Below are 21,914 nucleotides of genomic sequence, written 5' to 3'. Positions count from 1 at the left end.
AAAACCATCCAACATTTAGCCCAATACGCCCGAAACGCCCGCGAAAACTTCACGTTTGCCGGGAAATTCGGTGCGCTTTCACAATTTTCGCCAGTTTCCGCCGGAGCGCTCCGGGTCCGGCCGCGAGGAGCGGGGATTCAGTCCGGCGGGTTGAGTCGGGCGACGAACTTGTAGCGGTCACCGCGGTAGATCGAGCGCACCCACTCGACCGGATGCCCCTCGGCGTCGAAGGAGTGCCGGGACAGCAGCAGCATCGGCAGGCCCACGTCGGCGCCGAGCAGCTCGGCTTCCTCGGGACTGGCCAGCGCGGTCTCGATGGTCTCGTCGGCGTGCCCGAGCTCGAGCTCGTAGCTCTCCCGCAGGACCTTGTACAGCGAACCGCCGGATTCCAGCTTCGCGGTCAGCCCGCGGAAGCGGCCCAGCGGCAGGTGGGTGGTCTCGATGGCCATCGGCTCGCCGTCGGCCAGCCGCAGCCTGCGCAACCGGAGCACGGCCGAGCCCGCCTTGGTGCCCAGCAGCACGGCCAGCTCCTCGTCGGCGGCTTCCTCGACGACCGCGAGCAGCCGCGAGGTGGGCTGGCGACCCTGGGCGCGCATGTCCTCGGTGTAGCTGCTCAGCTGCAGCCGCTGGGCGACCTTGGGCTTGGCCACGAACGTCCCCTTGCCCTGCACCCGCAGCAGCCTGCCCTCGACGGTCAGCTCGGCCAGCGCCTGGCGGACCGTGGTGCGGGAGACGTCGAACTCGGCGGCCAGCGAGCGCTCGGTGGGGATGGGCGTGCCGGGCGGCATGGTCCGGAGCAGATCGAGCAGGTGCTGCTTGAGCCCCCAGTACTTCGGCTCCCGTGGCGCGCGCCCCTGCGAGTCCGTACCGCCGGGCGCGGTGGTGTCGAGCATCGGTTCCTCCTGCCGCCGCAACCTGCGAACGCCGTTCCTGCCGCTTGGCCGTCGAGCATGCCCGAAGGCGCGCGCCGGGCCAACGCCCCGGGTAGCCGACGCGCGGTGACCGCGTCAGTCTTCGGCGTGCGTGCACACTAGCGCCCATCGGTGTTGCCGCAGGGTGTCGAGCACCACATTTTCGCCCGCTCCACCGCGGGGGCGGGTGCTCGGGCCGCCGGCACCAGTAGGATTGGTCTGGACCTCTACGGTGAAGGGATTGGCCCATGCCCGCCGGCAAGCACATGACCGACGAGATCGAAATCCAGCCCGAGATCTTCGCGAACCTGCTCGACGCGCGCGGCGAGATCGCCGAGGTGGCCGCGGCCGTGGCCCGCAGGCGCCCCCGCTTCGCGCTGCTGGCAGCGCGCGGCTCCAGCGACCACGCCGCCCTCTACGCGAAGTACCTGATCGAGGTGCTGCTGCAGCTGCCGGTCGGCCTCGCCTCCCCCTCGACCACCACCCTCTACGGCGCGCGCCCCGACCTCACCGACGTACTGCTGATCTCGGTCAGCCAGAGCGGCGGCTCGCCCGACCTGCTCGCGGTCACCGAGTCCGGCCGCGCGCAGGGCGCGCTGACCGTGGCCATCACCAACACCGCGAGCTCCCCGCTGGCCGAGGCCGCCGAGCTGTCGCTGGACATCCGCGCCGGGCAGGAGCGGGCGGTGGCGGCCACCAAGACCTACAGCGCGACGCTGCTGACGCTGTACCTGCTCGTCGACGCCATCCGCGGCGGCGACGGGACGCACGCCGAGGCTCTGCCGGAGCTGGCGTCGACCGCGCTGTCCGAGCGCACCGCGGTCGACGAGGCGGTGCAGCGCTACCGGTTCGCCGACCGGATGGTCACCACCGGGCGCGGTTACTCGCTGGCCACCGCGCAGGAGGCCGCGCTCAAGCTCGCCGAGACCAGCTACCTGTCCGCCCGCTCCTACAGCGGCGCGGACCTGCTGCACGGCCCGGTCGCCGCGATCGACCCGGAGACCGCCGTGCTGGCGCTGACCAGCAACGGCCGGGGCGGCGAGTCGATCCGCGAGGTGCTGGACGCGGTGCACGAGCGCGGGGCGGACGTCTGCGCGATCGGGTCGGCCGCGCCGCAGGCGCCCGCCGCCCACCGCGTCCCGGTGCCCGACTGCGCCGAGGAGCTCGCCCCCGTCCTGGAGGTGCTCCCGGTCCAGCAGCTGGCCCTCGGCCTGGCCCTGGCCCGCGGCTTCGACCCGGACGCCCCGCGCGGGCTCGACAAGGAGACCAAGACCCGCTGAGACCGCTCAGGAGGTCAAGCCGTAGACCTGGCGGGCGGTGCCGTCGAAGATCGCTCGGCGCTCGCCGCGGGTGAGGTGCTCGGTCAGGCGCTCGGCCAGCTGCAGGACCTCGGCGTAGTCGGCGGCCAGCAGGCACACCGGCCAGTCCGAGCCGAACATCACCCGGGCCGGGCCGAAGGCCTCCAGGACCACGTCGGTGTAGCGGCGCAGCCGGTCGGCGTCCGGCTGGCGGGCCCAGTCGTCGCCGGTGACCAGCCCGGAGAGCTTGCACACCACGTTCGGGAACGCCGCCAGCGCGCGGATCTGCCCCGCCCACGGCTCCAGCTCGCCCTCGGCGATGGCCGGTTTCGCGCAGTGGTCCAGCACGAAGGTCAGCTGCGGGAAGCGGCCGACGGCCTTGATCGCCGCGGGCAGCTGGTCCGGCCGGATCAGCAGCTCGTAGACCAGGCCCGCGTCCTCGACCGCGGCCAGCCCGGTCTGCACGTCCGGGCGGATCAGCCAGTCCGGGTCCGGCTCGTCCTCCACCTGGTGCCGGACGCCGCGCAACCGGCCGCCCGACGGGTGGGTCTGCAGCCTGCCGAGCCGCTCGCGCGCGTTGCGGGCCGTGAGGTCCACCCAACCGACCACCGCCCCGATCTTGTCCACGGTCTCGGCCAGCACCAGCATCTCGGGCGTCTCGTCCGGATCGGGGACGGTCTGCACCAGCACGGTGCGGTCCACCGAGCTCCCCTTGATCGCGGCGAGCAGGTCCGGCGGCAGGAAGTCGCGGCGCAGCCGATCCATCTCCGGGCCGGTCATCCAGGTCTGATCGCGGACGTCGAGGTCCCACAGGTGGTGATGGCTGTCCACCGTCATCGAGCGCCACCGTCCGCTCCGGACTCCGCGGCTGCCGCGTGCTGGCCCATGCGCTCCGACCCCCGACCTGTCGACGACGCCCGATGTATAGCCGCTCGACCTCCCGGAAGCCAAGGGCGCTGACCACTTCACGTCTCAGCTCATCTCCTCGGCACCGCCGCCCGGGTACAAATGGCGCATGCGCGACGACGAAGCCGGACTGGTACTCGGCCTGGACGTCGGCGGCACCAGCAGCCGCGCCCTGGTCAGCGATCTCGCGGGCCGGGTGCTGGGCACCGGTGTCGCGGGCGGCGGAAACCCGAACTCCCGCCCGCCCGGGGAGGCCGTGGGCCGGATGGTCGAGGCCGCCCGGGAGGCGCTGGGCGAGCTCGACCCGGCCGCGGTGCGCGGCTGCGTCGTCGGGATGGCCGGGATCACCAAGCTCGCGGACCCGGACTTCCGCGAGCTCTTCCGCGCCGAGTGGGCCCGGCTCGGCCTGCGCTGCGCGGTCGAGGCGGTCGGCGACGGCGACGTGGCGTTCGCCGCGGGCACCCCGGAGCCCGACGGGGTGGTCCTGATCGCGGGCACCGGGGCGATCGCGGCGCGGGTGCGCGAGCACCGCACCGAGGCGAGCGCGGGCGGCTGGGGCTGGCTGCTCGGCGACGAGGGATCGGCGTTCTGGCTGGGCCGCGAGGCCGTGCGCACCACCCTGCGCGCGCTCGACGGCGGCGTCCGGCCGACCGGCCTGGCCGCGGCGGTGTGCGAGCGGCTGGGCGCGCACGACCGCGACTCGGTGATCACGGCGGCGAACTCGGGCCCGCCGATCCGGTTGGCCGAGCTCGCACCGCTGGTCACCGAGTGCCCCTGCGAGGCCGCCGAGGACGTGGTGCGCCGCGGGGCGCGGCTGCTGGCCGACACCGCGGAGGCCGCCGGTCCCGGCGACGACCCGATCGTGCTGGCCGGCAGCCTGCTGGCGCCGGGGAACCGGATCGGCGAGGCGGTCCGCGCCGAGCTGCGCGCCCGCGGCTTCGCCGATCCCCGATCCGCCGGGTCCGGCGCCGCGGGCGCGGCCTGGCTGGCCGCCCTCCCCCACGCGCCGGTCCCCACCGCGGTCCACGCGGCGCTGCTGGGGGCTCGTGGCCGCGTTCAGCCCTGAGCCCTCTTTCAGCAGAAGTCCCGGATCACGTGGCGAGCGCGGCGTGGACACGGAGGACTTCTGATGAAAAAGGCACACCGCCGCACCCGCGCATGCGCACGCCCTTGTGCACTCGGGCGCGCTCGCCCGCGCGCGTTAGCGCAGGCCGACTTCCGCGAGGGCCCCGCGGATGACCGCGAGCTCGGTCTCGTCGGCCTCGACCAGGGGCAGGCGCGGGGCGCCCACGCCGTGGCCGAGGAGGTTGAGGGCGGCCTTGACCGGGATCGGGTTGGTGGTGACGCTCAGGGCCGAGTACAGCGGCTTGAGCTGGGCGTCGATCTCCGCGCGGTTCTCCGGCTCGTCGACCATCCGGCGCATCTGCGGCCCGGCGAGGTGGCTGGCCACCAGGATTCCGCCGCAGGCGCCGAGGTCCAGCGCCGGGGCGAAGGCGTCGTCGTTGCCCGCGTAGAGCCCGAGCCCGTCGATCTGGGCCAGCGACGAGTTGTCCGCCTGCTTGACGTAGTCCAGCCGCTCGACCTGGCCGAGCTCGGCGAGCAGCTCGTTGTCCAGGGACAGCCCGATCCGCGAGGGCACGTTGTAGAGCACCACCGGCTTGTCGGTGGCCTTGCTGATCTCGGTGAAGTGCCGGATCAGGCCGCGCCGGTTGGGCTTGTTGTAGTACGGGGTGACCGACAGGATGCCGTCCGCGCCGAGCTCGGTGGCCCGCTCGGTCATCTCGCAGGCGTGCGCGGTGTTGTTCGAGCCGGTCGAGGCGATCACCGTGGCGCCACCGGGGCGCTCGGCGCAGGCCAGCTCGACCAGCCGCAGGTGCTCCTCGTCGGAGAGGGTCGGCGCCTCGCCGGTGGTGCCGCAGACGACGACGCCGTCCGAGCCGTGGGCCACCAGGTGCCGGAACAGGGCGAGGAAGGCCGTTTCGTCGACGCCCCCGCGCTCGTCGAAGGGGGTCACGATCGCGGTGATCACACTGCCGAGAGACATGTGCAGATTGTGCGCCCCGCGCCCGGCGGTGTCACGTTCGCGGGTGCCGCAGCCCCGGGTGATCCGCGGGCAGCGACTTGCGCAGCGCCCACCAGCTCACCGCGACGCACAGCGCGACCAGCGGCCAGGTCAGCACGACCTGCGCGATCGTCAGCGCGCCGGTGGCCCCGACCAGCCACAGCGGGATGAACACCGCCAGCCGCACCGCGTACTGCCCGACCCACACCCAGCTGGCGCGGCTGTAGGCCTTGAGCAGGTCGGGATCGCGCCGCCAGGTCTTGCCCCGGCCCAGCGCGGTGCCGACCACGACGCCCAGCAGCGGCCAGCGCACGCCGATGCTGATCATCCACACCAGCGCGGACAACGCGTTGCTGGCCAGCCGGGGCAGGAAGAAGTCCGAGGCGTCCCCGGTGCGCAACGCGATCAGCGCGCCCAGCAGCACGGCGAGCAGGCTGAACAGCACCGCCAGCGGGCGAGCGCCCTTGACCAGCCGGTAGCCGCCGATGATCGATCCGACGGCGATGGCGGCCACGCCGCCGATCTCGATCGACTCGCCGCCGAAGAACCACCCGAGCCCGAAGGCGACCGGGGGCAAGCTCGCGTCGATGGCGCTGTTCCGCCCGCCGAGGAGCTGCATGAACGAGTCGCGGTCGTCCACGGCCCCCTCGTCCGTCGTCTCGCGCTGATGAGTCACGGACCCAAGCCTGCCTCACCTCAGCGCGCGACCGCGACCGCCCTCCCGGTGCTCAACCGCGCGCTTGTTCGAGCAGCGCGCCGAGCTCGGCGGCGATGGTCGGCTTGTCCGCGGGCTGGCAGGTGAGGGCGTCCTGCGCCTCGGTCCGGTCCCCGCGGAGCGCGTAGCGGCCCTGGTCGGTGTCGAACCAGATCAGGTTGGGCACGCGGGTGCCGCGCGGGCCGGTGATCACGTAGTGGCCGTAGCGCAGCTTCGGGCGGGAGACCACCGCCCGCAGCTCGCCGAGGCCGCTGATGCCCGAGTCGGCGGGCGGTCCGCTGCGCCGGTCGGCCACCGCGGTCACCGGGGCTGCCCCGCCGACCGGCGCGTCCGGCAGCAGGTCGGTGGCGGCGCGCGGCAGCGCGCTCGGGGACAGGAAGGTCATCCGCAGCGCCCGCCCGTCGTGGACGCCGAGCACGCCGACCTCGCCGGTGGCCACCACCCGCGCGGACAGCCGGTGCCCGTTGCGCACGTCGAGCAGCCCGGCCGCCGCGATCGAGACCTCCGAGCTGCACAGCAGGTACAGCGCGTCCTCGACCTCGGGCTCCGGGCGGCCGTTGCGCGCCAGGCCGCCCGACTCCAGCTCCTGCCAGACCTGCCGGGCCACCTGCTCGGGGCCCTCGGGGAAGTCGGCGATGCGCGGCAGCTCGTAGGGGTACCGCCGCACGGTGAGGTTCAGCTGCTCACCGAGCAGGTCGACCGCGGGGGCCGACAGCGTGATCGTTTCCACCATCCCCATGCTCTCCTCGGAAGTGCGGCGTCAGCCGCGTGCGGTGCGGGCCCCGGCGAGCTACCGCGGCGTCCGATGCCCCGTCACCCGCACCGCGCACCCGTCCTGGAACCCGCGCTCAGAAGTCCCGGAAGCTCGACGGCGACTCGCCGAGGACCGGCGGGGCGACCAGGCGCCCGCCGCCGTCCTCCTCGTCGTCGAAGAGCTCGTCGGCCTCGATCAGGAACTGCGGCACGGCACTGCTGCCCGACTCGCCGGGCTTGTACCCGGCACCGACGCGCAGGTCGTCGTCCTCGCGGCGTTCTTCCTTGAAGTCCTCCGCCGACCAGGACGGGTTGCGCCCGTGCCCGGCCTTGCCGGAGCCGGCGGCCCAGGTGCCCGCCGACCCCATCGGACCGAACCCGCCGTCGGCGCGCTCGACCGGCTTCGGCACCCGCGCGGCGGGGCGCGAAGGCTGGGCCTCCTGCTGCTGAGCGGGCTGGGCCTGCTGCTGCGGGGGCTGCTGGGCCTGCGGCGCCTGCTGCGGCGGTCGCGGTGGCTGCGGCGGTTGTTGCTGCGGCGGACCCGCGGCCTGCGGCGGCGCCGGCGGCCACCCCGCCGGCGGACCCGGTGGCCTGCCCGCGGGAGGGCCCGGCGGCTGCCCGCCCCGCGGAGGCCCGGGCGGCGGGCCGGGAGGCTGCGCGCCGTGCGGCGGTGGACCGGCCGGCGGCGCCGGCGAGGGCTGCTCGGCCTGCGGCGGCGCGGGACGGCCCACCTGCGACGAGCCGGGCTGCGCGGGCTCGGCCGGGGGTGGCGGCCCAGCTGGCTGCGACGGCTCGGCGTGCGGTGGCGCACCGGCCTTCGCGTGCCCGGCCTGCGGTGGCTCCGCCTGCGGCGGCGGACCGGACAGCGGCGGACCGGGCTGCGATGACGGACCGGCCTGCGACGGCTCGGCCTGCGGCGGCGGGCCGCTCGGCACGGCGGGCGCGGGCCCGGCCGGGGGCTGCGGCGGACGCGGCGGCTCCGGCGCGCCGTGCCGGTTCCCGGCTTCCGGGGGATGCGCTGCCGTGGCGCTGCGCGGGGCCATCGCGGGCGGTGCGTCCGGGGCGGGCTGCTGCGGAACGGGTCCGCTCGGCGGGCCGACCGGCTCCGCGGGCACCTCGACGGCCTCCGTCGGCCGGGGCGCCTGCGGGGGCTCGGGCACCGGCGGGGCGGACAGGTCGCCGCGCAGCGGTCCGCGCTGGTCCTCCTCGCGCGCCTGCGGGTCCGGAGCCAGCGGGCTGCTCTCCGGCTGGGGCGGGATCAGCGAGCCGGACAGCCCACCGGTGAACTCGGGACGCGGCGCGGGCGCGGGCTCCAGCGAGCCCGACATCTCCTGCGGCGGCTGGGCCGGGCCGCCGAGGTCGCCGGACAGCGAGGGCAGCCCGCCGCTCGACGGCCGGGACGGAGCGGCGGGCGGCTGGGGAGCCGAGCGGTGCTCGCGCTCGAACCGGTCCGGCAGCTGTTCGAGGCGCTGCCAGAACGCGAACGGGTGCGGCTCGTTGGCCAGCGCGGCGAACTCCGCGCGCAGGTCGAAGCGCGGCGCGGGCCGCGGCGGCGCACCACCGGGCCCGGCATCGCTCAGCGATCCGCGCATCGGTTCGGCGCGGCGGTGTCCACCGGATTCCCGATGTGCGTCGAAACCCGCCGGCCCCGGCGCGGAGGCCGGATTCTGCGGTGCCGTCACGATTCCCCCAGGTCTGCAGGACAATCAACGCGGCTCGCGATCCCCCGGATCGCGGCCGCACCGGAACAGACGCGCACGTGCATCTCTTCGTTCCCGTCAACCGATCACGATGGCGTGGCCCCACGACCCCGAAAGCGCCGCAGGTAAAGCTGTGACCTGCGCCGATCGTGACATCGTGGACCCCCGTCGTGTCTGCTACCGACGAAGGACAGTAGCAGCCACCCGACCCGCGCATCGCCGTTTAGCCGGAATACCCCGCACCCGGCGAGAGTTTGTTCCCGGCGGACGCGAGCCACCGGGAGGACCGGGCGGCCGAATCGGACATAATTACTAGACCGCTCAGTGCCGTTTATCACTGGGACGCAACCTTCGGTGGCGTAGGTACCGATTCGAGCGCAAAAGTGGATCTGAAGCAGACGTGCGCGGGCAGTACGGAGGGACGAGGGACATGGGATCGGAGCGCGGAGCCGGCGAAGCGGAAGGCGGCTCACCCCGCTGGAGCAGCTTCGTCGCCCTGGGCGACAGCTTCACCGAGGGATTGGCCGACGCCGACGGCGACGGCTTCCGGGGGTGGGCCGACCGGCTGGCCGAGCACATCGCCGCCGGCAACCCCGAACTGCGCTACGCCAACCTCGCGGTGCGCGGGAAGCTGATCCGCCAGATCGTCACCGACCAGGTGCCGCAGGCCATCGAGCTCCGACCCAGCCTGGTCGCGCTGACCGCGGGCGGCAACGACATCATCCGGCCCGGCAGCGACCCGGACCTGGTCGCCGAGCTCTTCGACGACGCGGTCGGCAGGCTGCGCCGGACCGGCGCCGAGGTCCTCATCGGCACCGGTTTCGACACCAGGGGCACTCCGGTGCTGCGCCACGTCCGCGGCAAGGTCGGCACCTACAACGCGCACCTGCGCTCGATCGCCGACAAGCACGGCGCCCACGTGATGGACCTGTGGTCGATGACCGTCCTGCAGGACCCCCGCGCCTGGTGCGGAGACCGCCTGCACCTCAGCTCCGAGGGACATCGCCGGGTCGCGCTGCGCGCGTGCGACGCGCTGGGCATGCCGACCGCCGAGGACTGGAACGAGCCCTGGCCGGACCCGCCGGAGCACAGCTGGAGCGAGCTGCGCGCCGAGGACATCCGCTGGGCCCGCGAGCACCTCGCCCCGTGGATCAGCCGCCGCCTCCGCGGCATCTCCAGCGGCGACGGCCGCGAACCCAAACGCCCCTGCCTGGAGAAGGTCACAGCCGACCACTGACCTAACGAGAAACCGGACGAACCGCGAACCGGGATCCGGGAACGGAACCCCACCGAGCCCCACGGCGAAGCCGCGAGGACACGACGCAAGCGGCGAAACCACGAGCGGCGGACCGCAAGCGGCGAAGCCGCGAGCCGAACCCCACCCGAGCAACCGGCAGCGCCGCGGGTTCTCAGCGACCCTCCGGCGAGGACAGCCGCGACGCAGCGTGGATCGGCTGCTCAAGGAGCGGATCCCGCAGCCGGAGGGCCGCTGAGGTTCCGCCACCCGCACCGCCGAGCAGAGCGACCCGACGACCGGGTGAAAGAAAGAGAGCGAACTTTCGGCTTCCCTCAAGGCCGAAAGTTCGCCCTTCCCCCTCACAACATCCGGTCGCCCGAATGACCCCCTCACGGTCGTCCCGGCCGGCGGACCGGCCGGGACGACCGGGGCGACAATCCCCCCTTGGACTCCCCCCAGAGCCGCCCGGTGCGCGCATCACGCACGGATTGATCCGCGCACGATTCATAAGGTCCCAGCCGGGCCTACACGTCCGCTAAACGCGCGCTAAACGCGCTCAGCAGGCTTCCCGCGAGATCTCCTCGAGACGCCCGCGAACCTCGGTGACCTGCGGCGATCCCTCCGCCTCGAAGATCGACAGCGCGGTCTCCCAGCGGGTGCGGGCGACGTTGACATCACCGCGCAACCGCGCCGCGTCGCCCAGCCCGAGGTAGGCGGCGGCCTGCCGCATCGCCGATCCGCACTGCAGCGCGACGTCGAGGGCCTCGTGGTGGAAGCGCTCGCCGTCGTCGAGGCGGCCCAGCTCGATGCCCACCTCGCCGCAGTTGTTCAGCACCATCGCGAGGGTTTCCAGGTCGTCGGCGTCGCGGTAGAGCGCCTCGGCCTCGCGCAGGTGCGCCAGCGACTCCTCCAGCTCGCCGTTGACCTGCTCGACCATCGCGAGGTTGTTCAGCGCCCCGGCCGCGAAGTAGCGGTCGCCGAGCTCGCGGTAGACCCGCAGCGCGTCCTGGCAGTGCGCCTTGGCCTCGTCGTAGCGGCGCAGCCGGAAAAGCACGCTGGAGAGGTTGACCTGGGTCATGGCCAGCCGCTCGGGGTTCCCGGTGGTGACCGCCACGGCGTAGGAGTCCTCGTAGTGCCGCAGCGCCTGGTCCAGCTGGCCGGAGCGCGCGTGCGCGACCCCGAGGCCGGCCGCCATCAGCACCTGCCCGGCCGGGTCGTCGACGGTGCGCGCGGAGTGCAGGCCGTCGGTGTAGACCCGGATCCAGTCCTCCCAGGGGCAGCGCACCATGAGGTAGTTGAACTGCAACCGGACCAGCGGCCAGGCCAGGTCGTGCAGCCCGCCGGCGTTGGCCGCGCGGATCGCGGCGACCAGGTTGGGCCACTCCGCGTCGAACCACTCCAGCGCCTGGGCGCGCCCGGTGATCTCGGGGCGGGGCTCGCCGGTGAAGTCGAGGTCGTCGCGGGTCGGGCGCAGGAAGCGTCGGGCGTGGTCGGCGGTGCCGAGGTAGTGGGCGAGCAGCCCGCGCAGCGCGGCGGTGTCGGTCTCCGGGTCGCCGGGCAGCTCGCGCGCGTAGGCGCGCAGCAGGTCGTGCATCCCGAAGCGGTCCGGCTCGGGTTCGGCGACCAGGTGGGCCAGGGCGAGCGCGCGCAGCCTGCGCTGCGCGGAGGCCGGGTCGATGCCGCACAGCGCGGCCACGGCGTGCGCGGTGAAGGTGTGCCCGGGGACCAGGCCCAGCAGCCGGAAGGTCTCGGCGTGCACCGGCGGCAGGCTGCGGTAGGAGATGTCGAAGGCGCGGCGCACGCTGGTGTCGGCGTCGTCGTCGATGTCCAGCGCGTGCAACCGGTTCCGCTCGTCGGTGAGCTCGTGGACCAGGTCGGACACCCCGCGCGCGGGGTTGGCCGCCAACCGGGCGGCGGCGATGCGCAGCGCCAGCGGCAGCCCTCCGCACAGGTCGGCGAGCTCGGCGGCGGCGTCGGGCTCGGCGGCGGACTTGCCGGGAACGCCCGCGCGGTCGAGCACTTCGATGGCGGCCGCGGTGGGCAGCGTCTCCAGCGGCAGCACCCTGGCGCCCGCGCGCACCACCAGGCCGTCGAGCCGACGTCGGCTGGTGACCACCACCAGCGAGGAGGCGCTCCCGGGCAGCAGCGGGCGGACCTGGTCGGAGTCGCGGGCGTTGTCGAGCACCACCATGACCCGGCGCTTGGCCAGCAGCGAGCGGTAGAGCGCGGTCCGATCGTCGAGCTCCACCGGGATCGCGTCGGCTGCCACACCGAGGGTCTTGAGCATGCTCGTCAGCGCCTCGCCCGGGGTGAGCGGGTCGCGCTCGGAGTCGAAGCCCCGCAGCGAGGCGTAGAGCTGGCCGTCGGGGAACTCCTCGGCCGCGCGGTGCGCCCAGGTCAGCGCGAGCGCGCTCTTGCCGACCCCGGCGGTCCCGGTGAGCACGGTGATCAAGCTGGAGCCGCGCTCGCGGCCGTCCAGGATCTCGTCCAGCGCGTCCAGTTCCGCGTCGCGGCCGACGAAACCGGCCGGGGCGGGCGGGAGCTCGGCGGGAACCGGGCGCTTCATGCCGAGGCCGGGCACGTCGTGGCGCGCGGGGGTGCGCAACCCCGGGTCGTCGCGCAGCAGCTTCTCGTAGAGCTCGCGCAGTTCCGGGCCCGGGTCGAGGCCGAGATCGTTGGACAACCGGTGGCGCAGCTCGTGGTAGCGGTCCTGCGCCTCGGCCCGGTGCCCGGCCCGGTAGTTGGCCAGCATCAGCTGCCCGGTGAGCCGCTCCCGCAGCGGGTAGCGGTCGACCAGCGTGGACAGCTCGGCGATGAGCTGCTGGTGCCGCCCGAGTTCGAGGTCCGCCGCGATGCGCTCCTCCAGCGCGAGCAGCTGCAGCTCCTCCAGGTTGGGGGCGATGGTGCGGTAGAGCCTGCTGCCGTCGATGTCGGCGAGCACCGGGCCGCGCCACAGGCGCAGCGCCTCGGAGAGCAGCCGCGCGCGTTCGGCCGGTTCCAGGCCGTGGGCGCGGCTGATCTGGGTGCGGGCGCGGTGCGCGTCGACGCGCTCGGGGTCCACGCGCAGCAGGTAGCCGGGCGCGCGGGTGATGATCTCCGGGCCGTTCTTGCCGAACAGCTTGCGCAGCCGGGAGACGTAGCCCTGGATGATGGTGCGCGCGCTGGCCGGCGGGTCGTCCTCCCAGAGCGTGTCGATCAGCCGGTCCATCGGCACGACCTGGCCGGGTTCCAGCAGCAGGCATGCGAGCAGCGCGCGGACCGGGCTCCGCCCGACCTCGACCGGGGCGCCGTCGACGAGCACCTCGAGCGGGCCGAGCAGGCGGAACTCGAATCCCGCCCCCGGCGCCGGAGATGCGTTGCCGTGCGGCGTCATTGGTGCGTCCTGTTCGCCTCGCGGTGGTGGATCAAGTTTCGGTCACGTCGTCCCGGATCCCGCACCCGGGTGCGGCCGACACACGGTAACGGCAGGGAGCGCGACGAATGCGGCACCGCGTTCGAGGCTCACCCCAATGGAGCATGAGCGAATTGTCCGCAGAATCCCGATTCGTCCGTTCCTCGGAACCGCGATCGCCTCCCGATCGGCGAACACGGCAAGTAAAGTTTGCATACGTCGATCACCCGAACGAGTGGGCGTGTGTGGCACGCCACGGAAGGAGACCTCGCTGTGCCGACGCCGTCCACAGTGGTCGACCGCGCGATGGGCTGCCTGCTCGGCGGAGCCCTGGGCGACGCCCTCGGCACCCCCGTGGAGTACACGCCGCTGGACGACATCCGCGCCGGGTTCGGCCCCGACGGGGTGACCGAGCCGCCGCCGCAGGCGCTGCTCGGCGACGCCACCCAGATGGCGCTGTTCACCGGCGAGGGCTACCTGCACGCCTGGACCAGCGGGAACAACGGTGGCCCGTGGCGACCGGTGGAGTCCACCGCGGCCGCGCTGCGCCGCTGGCTGCTCACCCAGCAGGAGGAGAAGCCGCAGCCCCGCGCGACCGGCCTGCTCGCCGAGCCCGAGCTCTACGCCAGCCGCGCGCCCGGGCTCACCATGCTGCGCGCCCTGCAGGAACCCGAGCTCGGCACGCCCGAACGGCCGCGCAACACCTCCAAGGGGTGCGGCGGGCTGGACCGCAGCGCACCGATCGGCTTCTCCCCCACCGCGGAGATGGCCTACCAGCTGGCCTGCCAGTGCGCCGCGCTCACCCACGGCGGCCAGGGCGGCTGGGCCTCCGGCGGCGCCTTCGCGCTGATCGTGCACCTGCTGGCGGTGCAGCAGCGCAGGCTGCCCGCCGCGGTCGACCAGGCCGCGGGGCGGGTGCTGCGCGAGGACTTCGAGACGGCCAACGGGCTGGCCGAGGCCGCCACGCTGGCCCAGCTCGGGTCGAGCACCGGGCACGTGGAGCGGCTCGGCGGCGGCTGGGTCGGGCCGGAAGCGCTGGCCATCGGCGTCTACTGCGCGCTGGCCAACCCGAAGCCGGAGCAGTTCGGCGACGCGCTGCGGCTGGCGGTCAACCACTCCGGGCACAGCGACACCACGGCGGCGATCACCGGCAGCATCCTCGGCGCCCGCCACGGCACCGCGGTGCTTCCCCGCGCCTGGCTCAACCGGCTGGAGCTCGCCGACGTCATCGAGCGCATCGCGCACGACCTCGGCGCCAGCTGCGCGGGCCAGCAGTTCAACGAACGGCGCTACCTCGGCCTCACGGCCTAACCCACCCACCCGAACGGGCAATTCTCCAAGAACCCTCGAATTCGCCCATCCCAATTCGAGGGTTCTTCGCCGGTCGAATTCCCTCGAATTTCGCGGGGGGTCAGGCCCGCGGGGTGGTCAGGCCGGGGTCGGGGTCGGGGTTCGGGTGGAGCCGCGCAGGCGGCGGGTGCCGATGGTGCGGCAGACCAGGTAGATGACGAACGAGATGATCGTGACGAAGGCGCTCACCGGGGCGCCCGGGGCCAACGACAGCAGGATGCCGCCCAGCACCGCGGTCTCGGCGAAGACGACCGCCAGGACCGTGGCCTTGACCGGCGAGGCGGTCACCCGCGCCGCGGCCGCGCCCGGGGTGACCATCAGGGCCAGCACCAGCAGCGCCCCCACGGTGTAGACGCCCAGCGCCGTGGACGCGCCGACCAGCACCGCGAACAGCGGGGTCAGCAACCGGGTCGGCACCCCGCGCGCGGTGGCCACGTCCGGGTCGACGCTGGCGAACAGCAGCGGCCGGTAGACCACCACCAGCACCAGCAGCACCACCAGCGCCGAAGTGCTCAGCAGCAGCACGTCGGAGCTGTCCACGCCCACGATCTGGCCGACCAGCAGGCTGAACTTGTTCGCCGTGCGCTCCGGGTTCAGCCACAGCAGGAACACGCCGACGCCCAGCCCGAAGGACAGGATCGCGCCGATCACCGAGTCGCGCTCGGTGTCCTTCTGCCCCAGCAGGCCCAGCAGCAGCGCGGCCACCACCGCGCCCGCCAGCGCGCCCGCGCCCACGCTCGCGCCGATCAGCAGCGCGGCGGCCGCACCGGTGAAGGCCATCTCCGCGGTGCCGTGCACCGCGAAGGACATCTTGCGGGTCACCACCAGCGGCGCCATGCACCCGGACACCAGGCCCAGGGCCGCCGCGGCCAGCAGCGCCTGCTGCACGAACGGGTAGCCGAGCAGGTCGATCGTGGTGCCGAAGTCGAGCACCTTGCCCAGCGCCTCGTACAACTCGTTCACGCTTCGTCCGCCTCCGACACGTGGTGGTCCTGGCTGTCGCCGCCGGCGACGACCAGCCTTCCGCCGACCCGGGCGACCTCGACGTCGGTCCGGTAGAGCTCGGACAGCGTCGCCGAGTTCATCACCTCGTCCGGGGTGCCCAGCCGGAACCGCCCGTCGACCAGGTAGAGCACCTTGTCCACCATCGGCAGCACGGGGTTGATCTCGTGGGTGACGAACAGGACCCCGGCTCCGGAGCCGCGCGCCCGGTCGGCGATCAGGCGGCTGACCTTGCGCTGGTGGGAGATGTCCAGCGAGAGCAGCGGCTCATCGCACAGCAGCACGGCCGGCTCGCCGACCAGGGCCTGCGCCACTCGCAACCGCTGCTGCTCGCCGCCGGAGAGCAGACCCAGCGGCTGCCGCGCGTACGCCGTGGCCTCCACGGCCTCCAGCGCGGCGTCGACCCGCTCCTTGCGGTGCTTGCGGCCCTTGATGCCCATCCCCCAGTGGTGCCCGTCGAGCCCCATGCCGACCAGGTCGCGCCCGCGCACCGTGACGTTCGCGTCCAGCGCGCGCTGCTGCGGGATGTAGCCGATGCGGTTGCTCCCCCGGCGGGCCGGCTCGCCGCCGATCTCGACGGTGCCGGAGTTGAGCTGCTGCAACCCGAGCAGCACCCGCAGCAGGCTGGTCTTGCCGGAGCCGTTGGGCCCGAGCACCGCGACGAACTCGCCGGGGGCGACGTCGAGGTCCAGCCCGGACCAGAGGGGACGCTCCCCGTAGGCGAGGGTGGCGCCGCGCAACCGCACGGCGGGGGCGAGGGCGGTGCCGAGCTCGACCGCTTCGGTCTGCGATCCGGTGGTCAACTCAGCGCGCCCCGTTCAGCGCGGACCGCAGCGCGGTGATCTGCCCGTCCATCCACTGCACGTAGTTCTTGCCCTCGGGCAGCGTCTCGGTCATCTCCACGACGGGGATCCCCTTGGCCTCGGCGGTCTTGCGCACGTCCTCGGTGACCGGCGACGCGGTCTGCGGGTTGAACAGCACCGCCTGCGCCCGGCCGGCGTTGAGCGCGTCCTTGATCTGGGCCACCGCGGCCGCCGACGGATCGGTCTCGGACTCCACCGCGCGCACGAACTCGGGCGGGGTGACGTCGTCGACCCCGGAGGCCTCGACCAGGTAGTGCGCGACCGGGGCGGTGACCACGATCGGCTTGCCCCGGTCGGCGGTGGCGATCTGGTCGAGCTTCGACTGCAGACCGGCGACCTCCTGCTTGAAGCCCTCGGCGTTGGCGGTGAACTGCTGCGCCTTGCCCGGCTGCAGCTTGCCCAGCTGCTCGGCGACCTGGCCCGCGACGTCCTCGACCGCGTGGGTGTCGTACCAGACGTGCTCGTTGACCGAGTGGTCGTGACCGGCGTGGCCCCCGCCCTGCGGCTCGGCGTGCTGGCCGCCGCGCTCCTCGTGACCACCGCCCTCGTGACCACCGGCCTCGCCGCCGTGGCCCTCGTGCTCGGTCTCCACCGCGGTGACCACCGGCTTGTCCCCGGCGCTCTGCAGGATCTGGCCCATGAACTCGTCGTAGCCGCCGCCGTTGCGGATCACCAGGTCCGCGTCGGAGATCTCGGCGGCCTCGCGCGGGCTGCTCTCGTAGGAGTGCGGGTCGGCGTTGGCGTCGTCGATGATCGAGGTGACCTCGACGGCGTCCCCGCCGACCGCCTTCGCGACGCTGCCCCAGACGTTGGTGGAGGCGACGACCTTGATCTTGTCGTTCGGCCCCGGCGCCTCACCGGCGCCGCCCTGCCCGCAAGCGGTGAGGGTCAGCGAACCGACCGCGAATCCGGCTAAGACGGCAGCAGCAGTGCGACTGCGGACGGTCATCAATCCACTCCCGGGTGATCAAGGCGTCATGCCTGGGCCTGAAGTCCTCTTGCGAACGGTAACGGAAACCGTTGTCAACTACAGTCTAAGCACCGCCCGGCACAACGCTCCACCGTCCGGGTTACTTCCCCGAGCGAAATACGCCACTCGACGCAGCGAGCCCCCGCCCGGCTCCGGGCGGGGGCCCGCTGGGCGCATCAGCGCCACCGCTCGTCACATCCCGCTTCCCGATGCCGGCGCCCGAGCGACCGGCACCGCCGCGATCACTTCGTCAGGCGCTCGCCGGTCTCCGGGTGGAAGAGGTGCACCTCGCTGTTGTCGCGGAGCTGGACCTTGACCTGCTGACCCAGGGCGGGCGGGGTGCGGCCGTCGGCGCGGACCACGAAGCGCTCCTGCGAGCCGCCGATCGCGATCGAGCCGTGGATGAGCGCGTCGGCCCCCAGCTCCTCGACCAGCTCCACGGTCATGCTCAGCCCGTCGCTCTCGGCGGAGGCCAGGCTCAGCGCCTCCGGCCGCACCCCGAAGGTGACCTCCTCGAGGTCGCCGGCGGCCGACAGGACCTCGCGGGACAGCGGCACCGCGGTCCCGTCGAGCAGCGCGCCCTCCGCCGACAGCGGGGCGGTCTTGAGGTTCATCGCCGGCGAGCCGATGAACCCGGCCACGAACGCGTTGGCCGGGTTCTCGTAGAGCTCGCGCGGGGTGGCGGCCTGCTGCAGCAGGCCGTCCTTGAGCACCGCGACGCGGTGCCCCATCGTCATCGCCTCGACCTGGTCGTGGGTGACGTAGATGGTGGTGGTGCCCAGCCGCTGCTGCAGCGCGGCGATGTTGGCGCGCGTCTCGACGCGCAGCTTGGCGTCGAGGTTGGACAGCGGCTCGTCCATCAGGAACACGCTGGGCTCGCGCACGATCGCGCGGCCCATCGCCACGCGCTGGCGCTGACCGCCGGAGAGGGCCTTGGGCTTGCGGTCCAGGTAGTTCTCCAGGTCCAGCATCTTCGCCGCTTCGGTCACCTTCTGCTTGATGACGTCCTTCGGCGTCTTGCGCAGCTTGAGCGCGAAGCCCATGTTCTCGGCGACCGACATGTGCGGGTAGAGCGCGTAGGACTGGAACACCATCGCGATGTCCCGCGACTTCGGCGGCGTGTTGGTGACGTCGTTGCCACCGATCGAGATGCCGCCCTCGTCGATGTCCTCCAGGCCGGCGAGCATGCGCAGCGCCGTGGACTTGCCGGAGCCCGAAGGACCCACCAGCACCAGGAACTCGCCGTCGGCGACGTCGAGCTGCAGCTGGTCAACCGCCCGGACGGGCGGATTTCCCGGGTAGACCCGCGAGGCGTTTACGTAAGAGACCTCAGCCATGTGTGACACCCTTCACTACGAACGGTCCCCAAGAACGTAGCGCTTAACGAACTTAACGTCACCCCCCGGACTGAATCATTTCGGAGGGTGACAACGATGCGCCGCTGCGTGTTCACCGCTCGAACATCAGTGGGATGTAGGTCATGCTCGCTTCACGGTCGGGTACTGAACCGTTACGGTTCCTCCATGGCGCGGTCAACGAATGCCCGGCGGCCTGCGACGCTCGCGTCGCTAGCTGCGGAACTCGGGGTTTCCCGGACGACGGTCTCCAACGCCTACAACCGTCCGGATCAGCTGTCCCCCGAGCTGCGTAAGCGTGTCCTGGAGACCGCTCGGCGGCTCGGCTACCCGGGACCGGACCCGGTCGCGCGCTCGTTGCGCACCCGCAAGGCGGGCGCCGTCGGGCTGCTGCTGACCGAGAACCTCTCCTACGCCTTCCGCGACCCGGGCGCCGTTCAGTTCCTGGAAGGACTCGCCCTCGCCTGCGAAGACGCCGGGCAGGGCCTCACCCTCATCCCGGCGAGCCCGGAGCGCGAGGACGTCGCGGCGGTGCACCGCGCCGGCGTGGACGGCTTCGTCGTCTACTCGGTGCCCGAGGACGACCCGCACCTGGCCGCCGTGCTCGAACGCCCCGTCCCGGTGGTGGTCTGCGACCAGCCCCGCCTGGACAACCTGGACTGGGTCGGCCCGGACGACCGGCGGGCCATCAAGGGCATCGCCGATCACCTCATCGGGCTGGGCCACCGCCGGATCGGCGTGCTGTGCATGCGCCTGGCGCGCGGCCGCAACGACGGCCCGGCCTCGGTGCAGCGGCAGGCCAACGCCAGCTTCCACGTGCAGAAGGCGCGGCTGACCGCGCTCGCCGAGGAGTTCAGCGAGGCGGGCGTGGACTGGGCGCAGGTGCCGGTGGTGGAGCGCTTCGACCACACCCTGGACTCCGGTGCGTCCGCGGCCGCCCAGCTGCTGGAGATGGACCCGGAGATCACCGCGGTGGTGTGCACCTCGGACATCCTGGCGCTCGGTGCGCTGCGCGAGGCCCGCAACCGCGGCCTGCGCGTCCCGGAGGACCTCACGATCAGCGGCTTCGACGGCATCCCCGAGGCCGAGCGGCAGGGGCTGACCACGGTGCGCCAGCCGTGGCTGGAGAAGGGCCGCGCCGCGGGCCGCCTGCTGCTGGAGACCGGAGAACCCAGCAGGCCCCGGCACATCCAGCTGGAGACCCAGCTGCTCACCGGCGAGACCTCGGGCCCACCCCGCTCCAAGGAGGAGTTCTGGTTCGGGCCCTGAGCCTCTTTTCATCAGAAGTCCCCTGCGAACGGCGTTCGCAGGGGACTTCTGATGAAAAGAGGCGTCCTCAGTAGTTCACCCACTCGCCCTTGGCGTAGTCGAGGATCGTGGGGTGCATCAGGGTGCTGGGCCGCAGGCCGGGGATGCGGTCGCGGTCCGGCGGGAAGACCGCTGCGGCGTCCAGGGCCGCCTGGTCGAGGCTGCGCAGCGGCGGTGCGTCCGCGGGCAGCTCCGGGTGCGGAGCGGTGGGGCCCTTCGCGGCCAGGTGGAATCCCCACTCCCCGAAGCTGGGCACGTTGACCTCGTAGGGCGTGGTGACCATCCCGGCCGCGCGCAGGGTGGACTCGATGCACCAGTAGGCCTTGGGCGCGAAGTAGGGCGAGCCCGACTGCACGACCACCCGCGCGTCGTCGGTCATCGCGTGCCGGACCAGCCCGTAGAACTCCGAGGAGTAGAGCTTGGCGGTCGCCGTCGAGTCCGCGTCGGGCATGTCCACCAGCACCACGTCGAACTTCGCGCGGTTCTCCCGCAACCAGCTGAACGCGTCACCGGCGACGGCGCGCACCCGCGGGTCGGCGAAGGCGTCGCCGTTCAGCGACCGCACCCGCGGATCGGTGCGCGCCAGGTCCAGCACCGCGGGGTCCAGGTCGACCAGCGTGACGTGCTCGACATCCGGGTACTTCAGGACCTCCCGCAGGGCCAGGCCGTCGCCGCCGCCGAGCACCAGCACGCGCCCGCGCGGGCCCTTCATCGCCGGGTGCACCAGCGCCTCGTGGTAGCGGTACTCGTCGACCGAGCTGAACTGCAGGTCGCCGTTGAGGTAGAGCCGGGTGTCCCGCGCGCCCGCCAGCGCCGTGTTCTCGGTGAGCACCACGTCCTGGTACTGCGAGCGCTCAGCGCGCACCACCGGGTCCGAGTACAGCGCCTGCCGCGCGGTGACCTCGAAGTCGTCGGCGAACGCGTAGGCGCCCACCAGGATTCCGCCGACCAGCACCGACGCGGCCAGCAGCAGCCACCGCGCCCGCCGCGCCATCTCGCGGCGGAACACCGTGAGCACCAGTCCCAGGCCGGCCGCGGCGTTGAGCATCCCGACCACCAGCGCGCCCTGGATCTGGCCGAACAGCGGCAGCAGCAGGAACGGGAAGGCCAGCCCGCCGACCAGACCGCCCACGTAGTCGGCGGCGAACATGTCGGCCACCGCCGAACCCGCGTCCTGGCTGCGGATCCGCTGCAGCAGCACCATCAGCAGCGGGATCTCGGCGCCGATCAGCAGCCCGAGCACCAGCGCGGTGGCGATCAGCGCGGGGAGGTACAGGCTCAGCCAGGCGAAGGCCGCGTAGAGCAGCAGCACGCTGAGCCCGCCGAGCAGCGCCAGCACCAGCTCGATGGCCGCGAACGACGCGGCGGCCCAGGGCTGCAGCGGTTTGGCGACCAGCGCGCCGACGCCCATGGCGAACACCATCAGCGACAGCACGATCGAGGCCTGCCCGATGGTGTCGCCGATCAGGTAGCTGCCGAGCGCGACCAGCGCCAGCTCGTAGACCAGGCCGCAGGCCGCGCAGACGAAAACCGCCACCAGCACGGCGAAGCGGGCCAGCCGGCCCCGCTGGGGACCGGGGCCCGCTTCGCCGTCCGATGTGGACTCGGGTGCCGCGGTTCCGGCGCTCACCGCCATGATCCGGTCACCAGATCGCGGCGGCGATCACCACGGCGATCACCACGTGCGCGCTCGCCGACACCCAGGTGGCCGGGTGCAGGTTCGGCGCGGAGAGCTCGTCGCCCAGCTTCCCCGGGGTGACCGCGTCGATGATCAGGAACGACAGGCTCATCATCACCAGGCCGAGGACGCCGTAGGCCAAGGTGCCGATGAGCCCGGCGACCAGGTCGTCGGCGCTCGCGGCGATGGCGGTGGTCAGGATGATCCCGACGCCCAGCAGGCCGGAGACCAGCAGCAGCGCGGCGTTCGGGTTGCGGTGCACCCAGATCAGGTCGCGCAGCTTGCCGGGGGTGGCGATGTCGACGAGGACGTAGCCGAGGGCCATCATCGCCACGCCGATCACCCCGTAGGCGACCGCGGCGAGCAGCCCGGTGAGCAGTTCCTGGAACAAGGTGGTGCCCTTCTCGTGTCGTGG

18 protein-coding genes are annotated in these 21,914 nt (G+C 73.0%); 5 read left to right on the top strand and 13 right to left on the bottom strand.

Going from position 1 to position 21,914, the window contains the following annotated elements; genetic code table 11:
- Positions 1-137: 137 nt before the first annotated feature.
- Positions 138-893: a GntR family transcriptional regulator gene (locus ACFQRI_RS07180; protein WP_380665804.1), complete on the bottom strand. Its 756-nt coding sequence runs from the start codon at positions 891-893 to the stop codon at positions 138-140.
- Between the two features lie 266 nt (positions 894-1,159).
- Between ACFQRI_RS07180 and ACFQRI_RS07175 the strand changes: the two genes are divergently transcribed.
- Positions 1,160-2,191 carry an SIS domain-containing protein gene (locus tag ACFQRI_RS07175; protein ID WP_380665802.1) on the top strand — a complete coding sequence of 344 codons (1,032 nt, stop codon included), beginning with the start codon at positions 1,160-1,162 and terminating at the stop codon, positions 2,189-2,191.
- Between the two features lie 6 nt (positions 2,192-2,197).
- On the opposite strand, the gene ACFQRI_RS07170 is transcribed toward ACFQRI_RS07175, so the two are convergent.
- Positions 2,198-3,046 (bottom strand): amidohydrolase family protein, encoded by an 849-nt coding sequence (locus tag ACFQRI_RS07170; RefSeq protein ID WP_380665800.1) that lies wholly within the window; start codon positions 3,044-3,046, stop codon positions 2,198-2,200.
- 178 nt (positions 3,047-3,224) lie between these two features.
- On the opposite strand from ACFQRI_RS07170, the gene ACFQRI_RS07165 reads away from it, so the two are divergent.
- Positions 3,225-4,181, top strand: a complete 957-nt coding sequence (locus ACFQRI_RS07165; protein ID WP_380665798.1) for an N-acetylglucosamine kinase — start codon at positions 3,225-3,227, stop codon at positions 4,179-4,181.
- 135 nt (positions 4,182-4,316) lie between these two features.
- On the opposite strand, the gene dapA is transcribed toward ACFQRI_RS07165, so the two are convergent.
- The 4 genes from dapA to ACFQRI_RS07145 all read right to left on the bottom strand — a co-directional run bounded on the left by dapA (position 4,317) and on the right by ACFQRI_RS07145 (position 8,237).
- Positions 4,317-5,159: a 4-hydroxy-tetrahydrodipicolinate synthase gene (gene dapA, locus ACFQRI_RS07160; RefSeq protein WP_380665796.1), complete on the bottom strand. Its 843-nt coding sequence runs from the start codon at positions 5,157-5,159 to the stop codon at positions 4,317-4,319.
- A 31-nt stretch (positions 5,160-5,190) separates the two neighbouring features.
- Complete coding sequence (locus tag ACFQRI_RS07155; RefSeq protein ID WP_380665794.1) at positions 5,191-5,853, bottom strand: DUF3159 domain-containing protein; 663 nt, start codon at positions 5,851-5,853, stop codon at positions 5,191-5,193.
- Positions 5,854-5,905: 52 nt separating this feature from the next.
- Positions 5,906-6,631, bottom strand: coding sequence for an ESX secretion-associated protein EspG (locus ACFQRI_RS07150; protein ID WP_380665792.1), 726 nt, complete (start codon positions 6,629-6,631; stop codon positions 5,906-5,908).
- Positions 6,632-6,740: 109 nt separating this feature from the next.
- A complete protein-coding gene (locus ACFQRI_RS07145; RefSeq protein WP_380665790.1) occupies positions 6,741-8,237 on the bottom strand; it encodes a hypothetical protein in 1,497 nt (498 codons plus the stop codon).
- Between the two features lie 538 nt (positions 8,238-8,775).
- Here ACFQRI_RS07145 and ACFQRI_RS07140 point away from each other — a divergent pair.
- Positions 8,776-9,582 carry an SGNH/GDSL hydrolase family protein gene (locus tag ACFQRI_RS07140; RefSeq protein WP_380665788.1) on the top strand — a complete coding sequence of 269 codons (807 nt, stop codon included), beginning with the start codon at positions 8,776-8,778 and terminating at the stop codon, positions 9,580-9,582.
- Positions 9,583-10,138: 556 nt separating this feature from the next.
- On the opposite strand, the gene ACFQRI_RS07135 is transcribed toward ACFQRI_RS07140, so the two are convergent.
- Positions 10,139-12,955, bottom strand: coding sequence for an AfsR/SARP family transcriptional regulator (locus ACFQRI_RS07135; RefSeq protein ID WP_380665785.1), 2,817 nt, complete (start codon positions 12,953-12,955; stop codon positions 10,139-10,141).
- A gap of 291 nt (positions 12,956-13,246) precedes the next feature.
- Here ACFQRI_RS07135 and ACFQRI_RS07130 point away from each other — a divergent pair, with 291 nt between their 5' ends.
- Positions 13,247-14,284, top strand: a complete 1,038-nt coding sequence (locus ACFQRI_RS07130) for an ADP-ribosylglycohydrolase family protein (protein ID WP_380665782.1) — start codon at positions 13,247-13,249, stop codon at positions 14,282-14,284.
- 117 nt (positions 14,285-14,401) lie between these two features.
- Here the strand turns inward: ACFQRI_RS07130 and ACFQRI_RS07125 are convergent, their stop codons facing one another.
- The 4 genes from ACFQRI_RS07125 to ACFQRI_RS07110 all read right to left on the bottom strand — a co-directional run bounded on the left by ACFQRI_RS07125 (position 14,402) and on the right by ACFQRI_RS07110 (position 18,495).
- Entirely contained in the window at positions 14,402-15,286 is an 885-nt protein-coding gene (locus ACFQRI_RS07125) for a metal ABC transporter permease (protein ID WP_380665780.1), read from the bottom strand.
- Positions 15,283-16,128, bottom strand: coding sequence for a metal ABC transporter ATP-binding protein (locus tag ACFQRI_RS07120; RefSeq protein ID WP_380665778.1), 846 nt, complete (start codon positions 16,126-16,128; stop codon positions 15,283-15,285). Before ACFQRI_RS07120 ends, ACFQRI_RS07125 begins: the two co-directional genes overlap by 4 nt.
- Position 16,129: 1 nt before the next feature.
- Entirely contained in the window at positions 16,130-17,137 is a 1,008-nt protein-coding gene (locus ACFQRI_RS07115; RefSeq protein WP_380665776.1) for a metal ABC transporter solute-binding protein, Zn/Mn family, read from the bottom strand.
- A gap of 263 nt (positions 17,138-17,400) precedes the next feature.
- Positions 17,401-18,495, bottom strand: coding sequence for an ABC transporter ATP-binding protein (locus tag ACFQRI_RS07110; RefSeq protein ID WP_380665773.1), 1,095 nt, complete (start codon positions 18,493-18,495; stop codon positions 17,401-17,403).
- A 186-nt stretch (positions 18,496-18,681) separates the two neighbouring features.
- Between ACFQRI_RS07110 and ACFQRI_RS07105 the strand changes: the two genes are divergently transcribed.
- Positions 18,682-19,782: a LacI family DNA-binding transcriptional regulator gene (locus ACFQRI_RS07105; RefSeq protein ID WP_380665771.1), complete on the top strand. Its 1,101-nt coding sequence runs from the start codon at positions 18,682-18,684 to the stop codon at positions 19,780-19,782.
- Positions 19,783-19,849: 67 nt separating this feature from the next.
- Here the strand turns inward: ACFQRI_RS07105 and ACFQRI_RS07100 are convergent, their stop codons facing one another.
- Positions 19,850-21,457 carry a polyamine aminopropyltransferase gene (locus ACFQRI_RS07100; protein WP_380665769.1) on the bottom strand — a complete coding sequence of 536 codons (1,608 nt, stop codon included), beginning with the start codon at positions 21,455-21,457 and terminating at the stop codon, positions 19,850-19,852.
- A gap of 7 nt (positions 21,458-21,464) precedes the next feature.
- Positions 21,465-21,890, bottom strand: coding sequence for a DUF350 domain-containing protein (locus ACFQRI_RS07095; protein WP_380665767.1), 426 nt, complete (start codon positions 21,888-21,890; stop codon positions 21,465-21,467).
- Positions 21,891-21,914: the final 24 nt, after the last annotated feature.

The organism is Saccharopolyspora griseoalba, from assembly GCF_042665275.1.
In the GTDB taxonomy this organism is placed as follows: domain Bacteria; phylum Actinomycetota; class Actinomycetes; order Mycobacteriales; family Pseudonocardiaceae; genus Saccharopolyspora; species Saccharopolyspora griseoalba.
The sequence above is the reverse complement of the archived record's forward strand: the minus strand, read 5'-3'. Positions and strand labels throughout refer to the sequence as shown.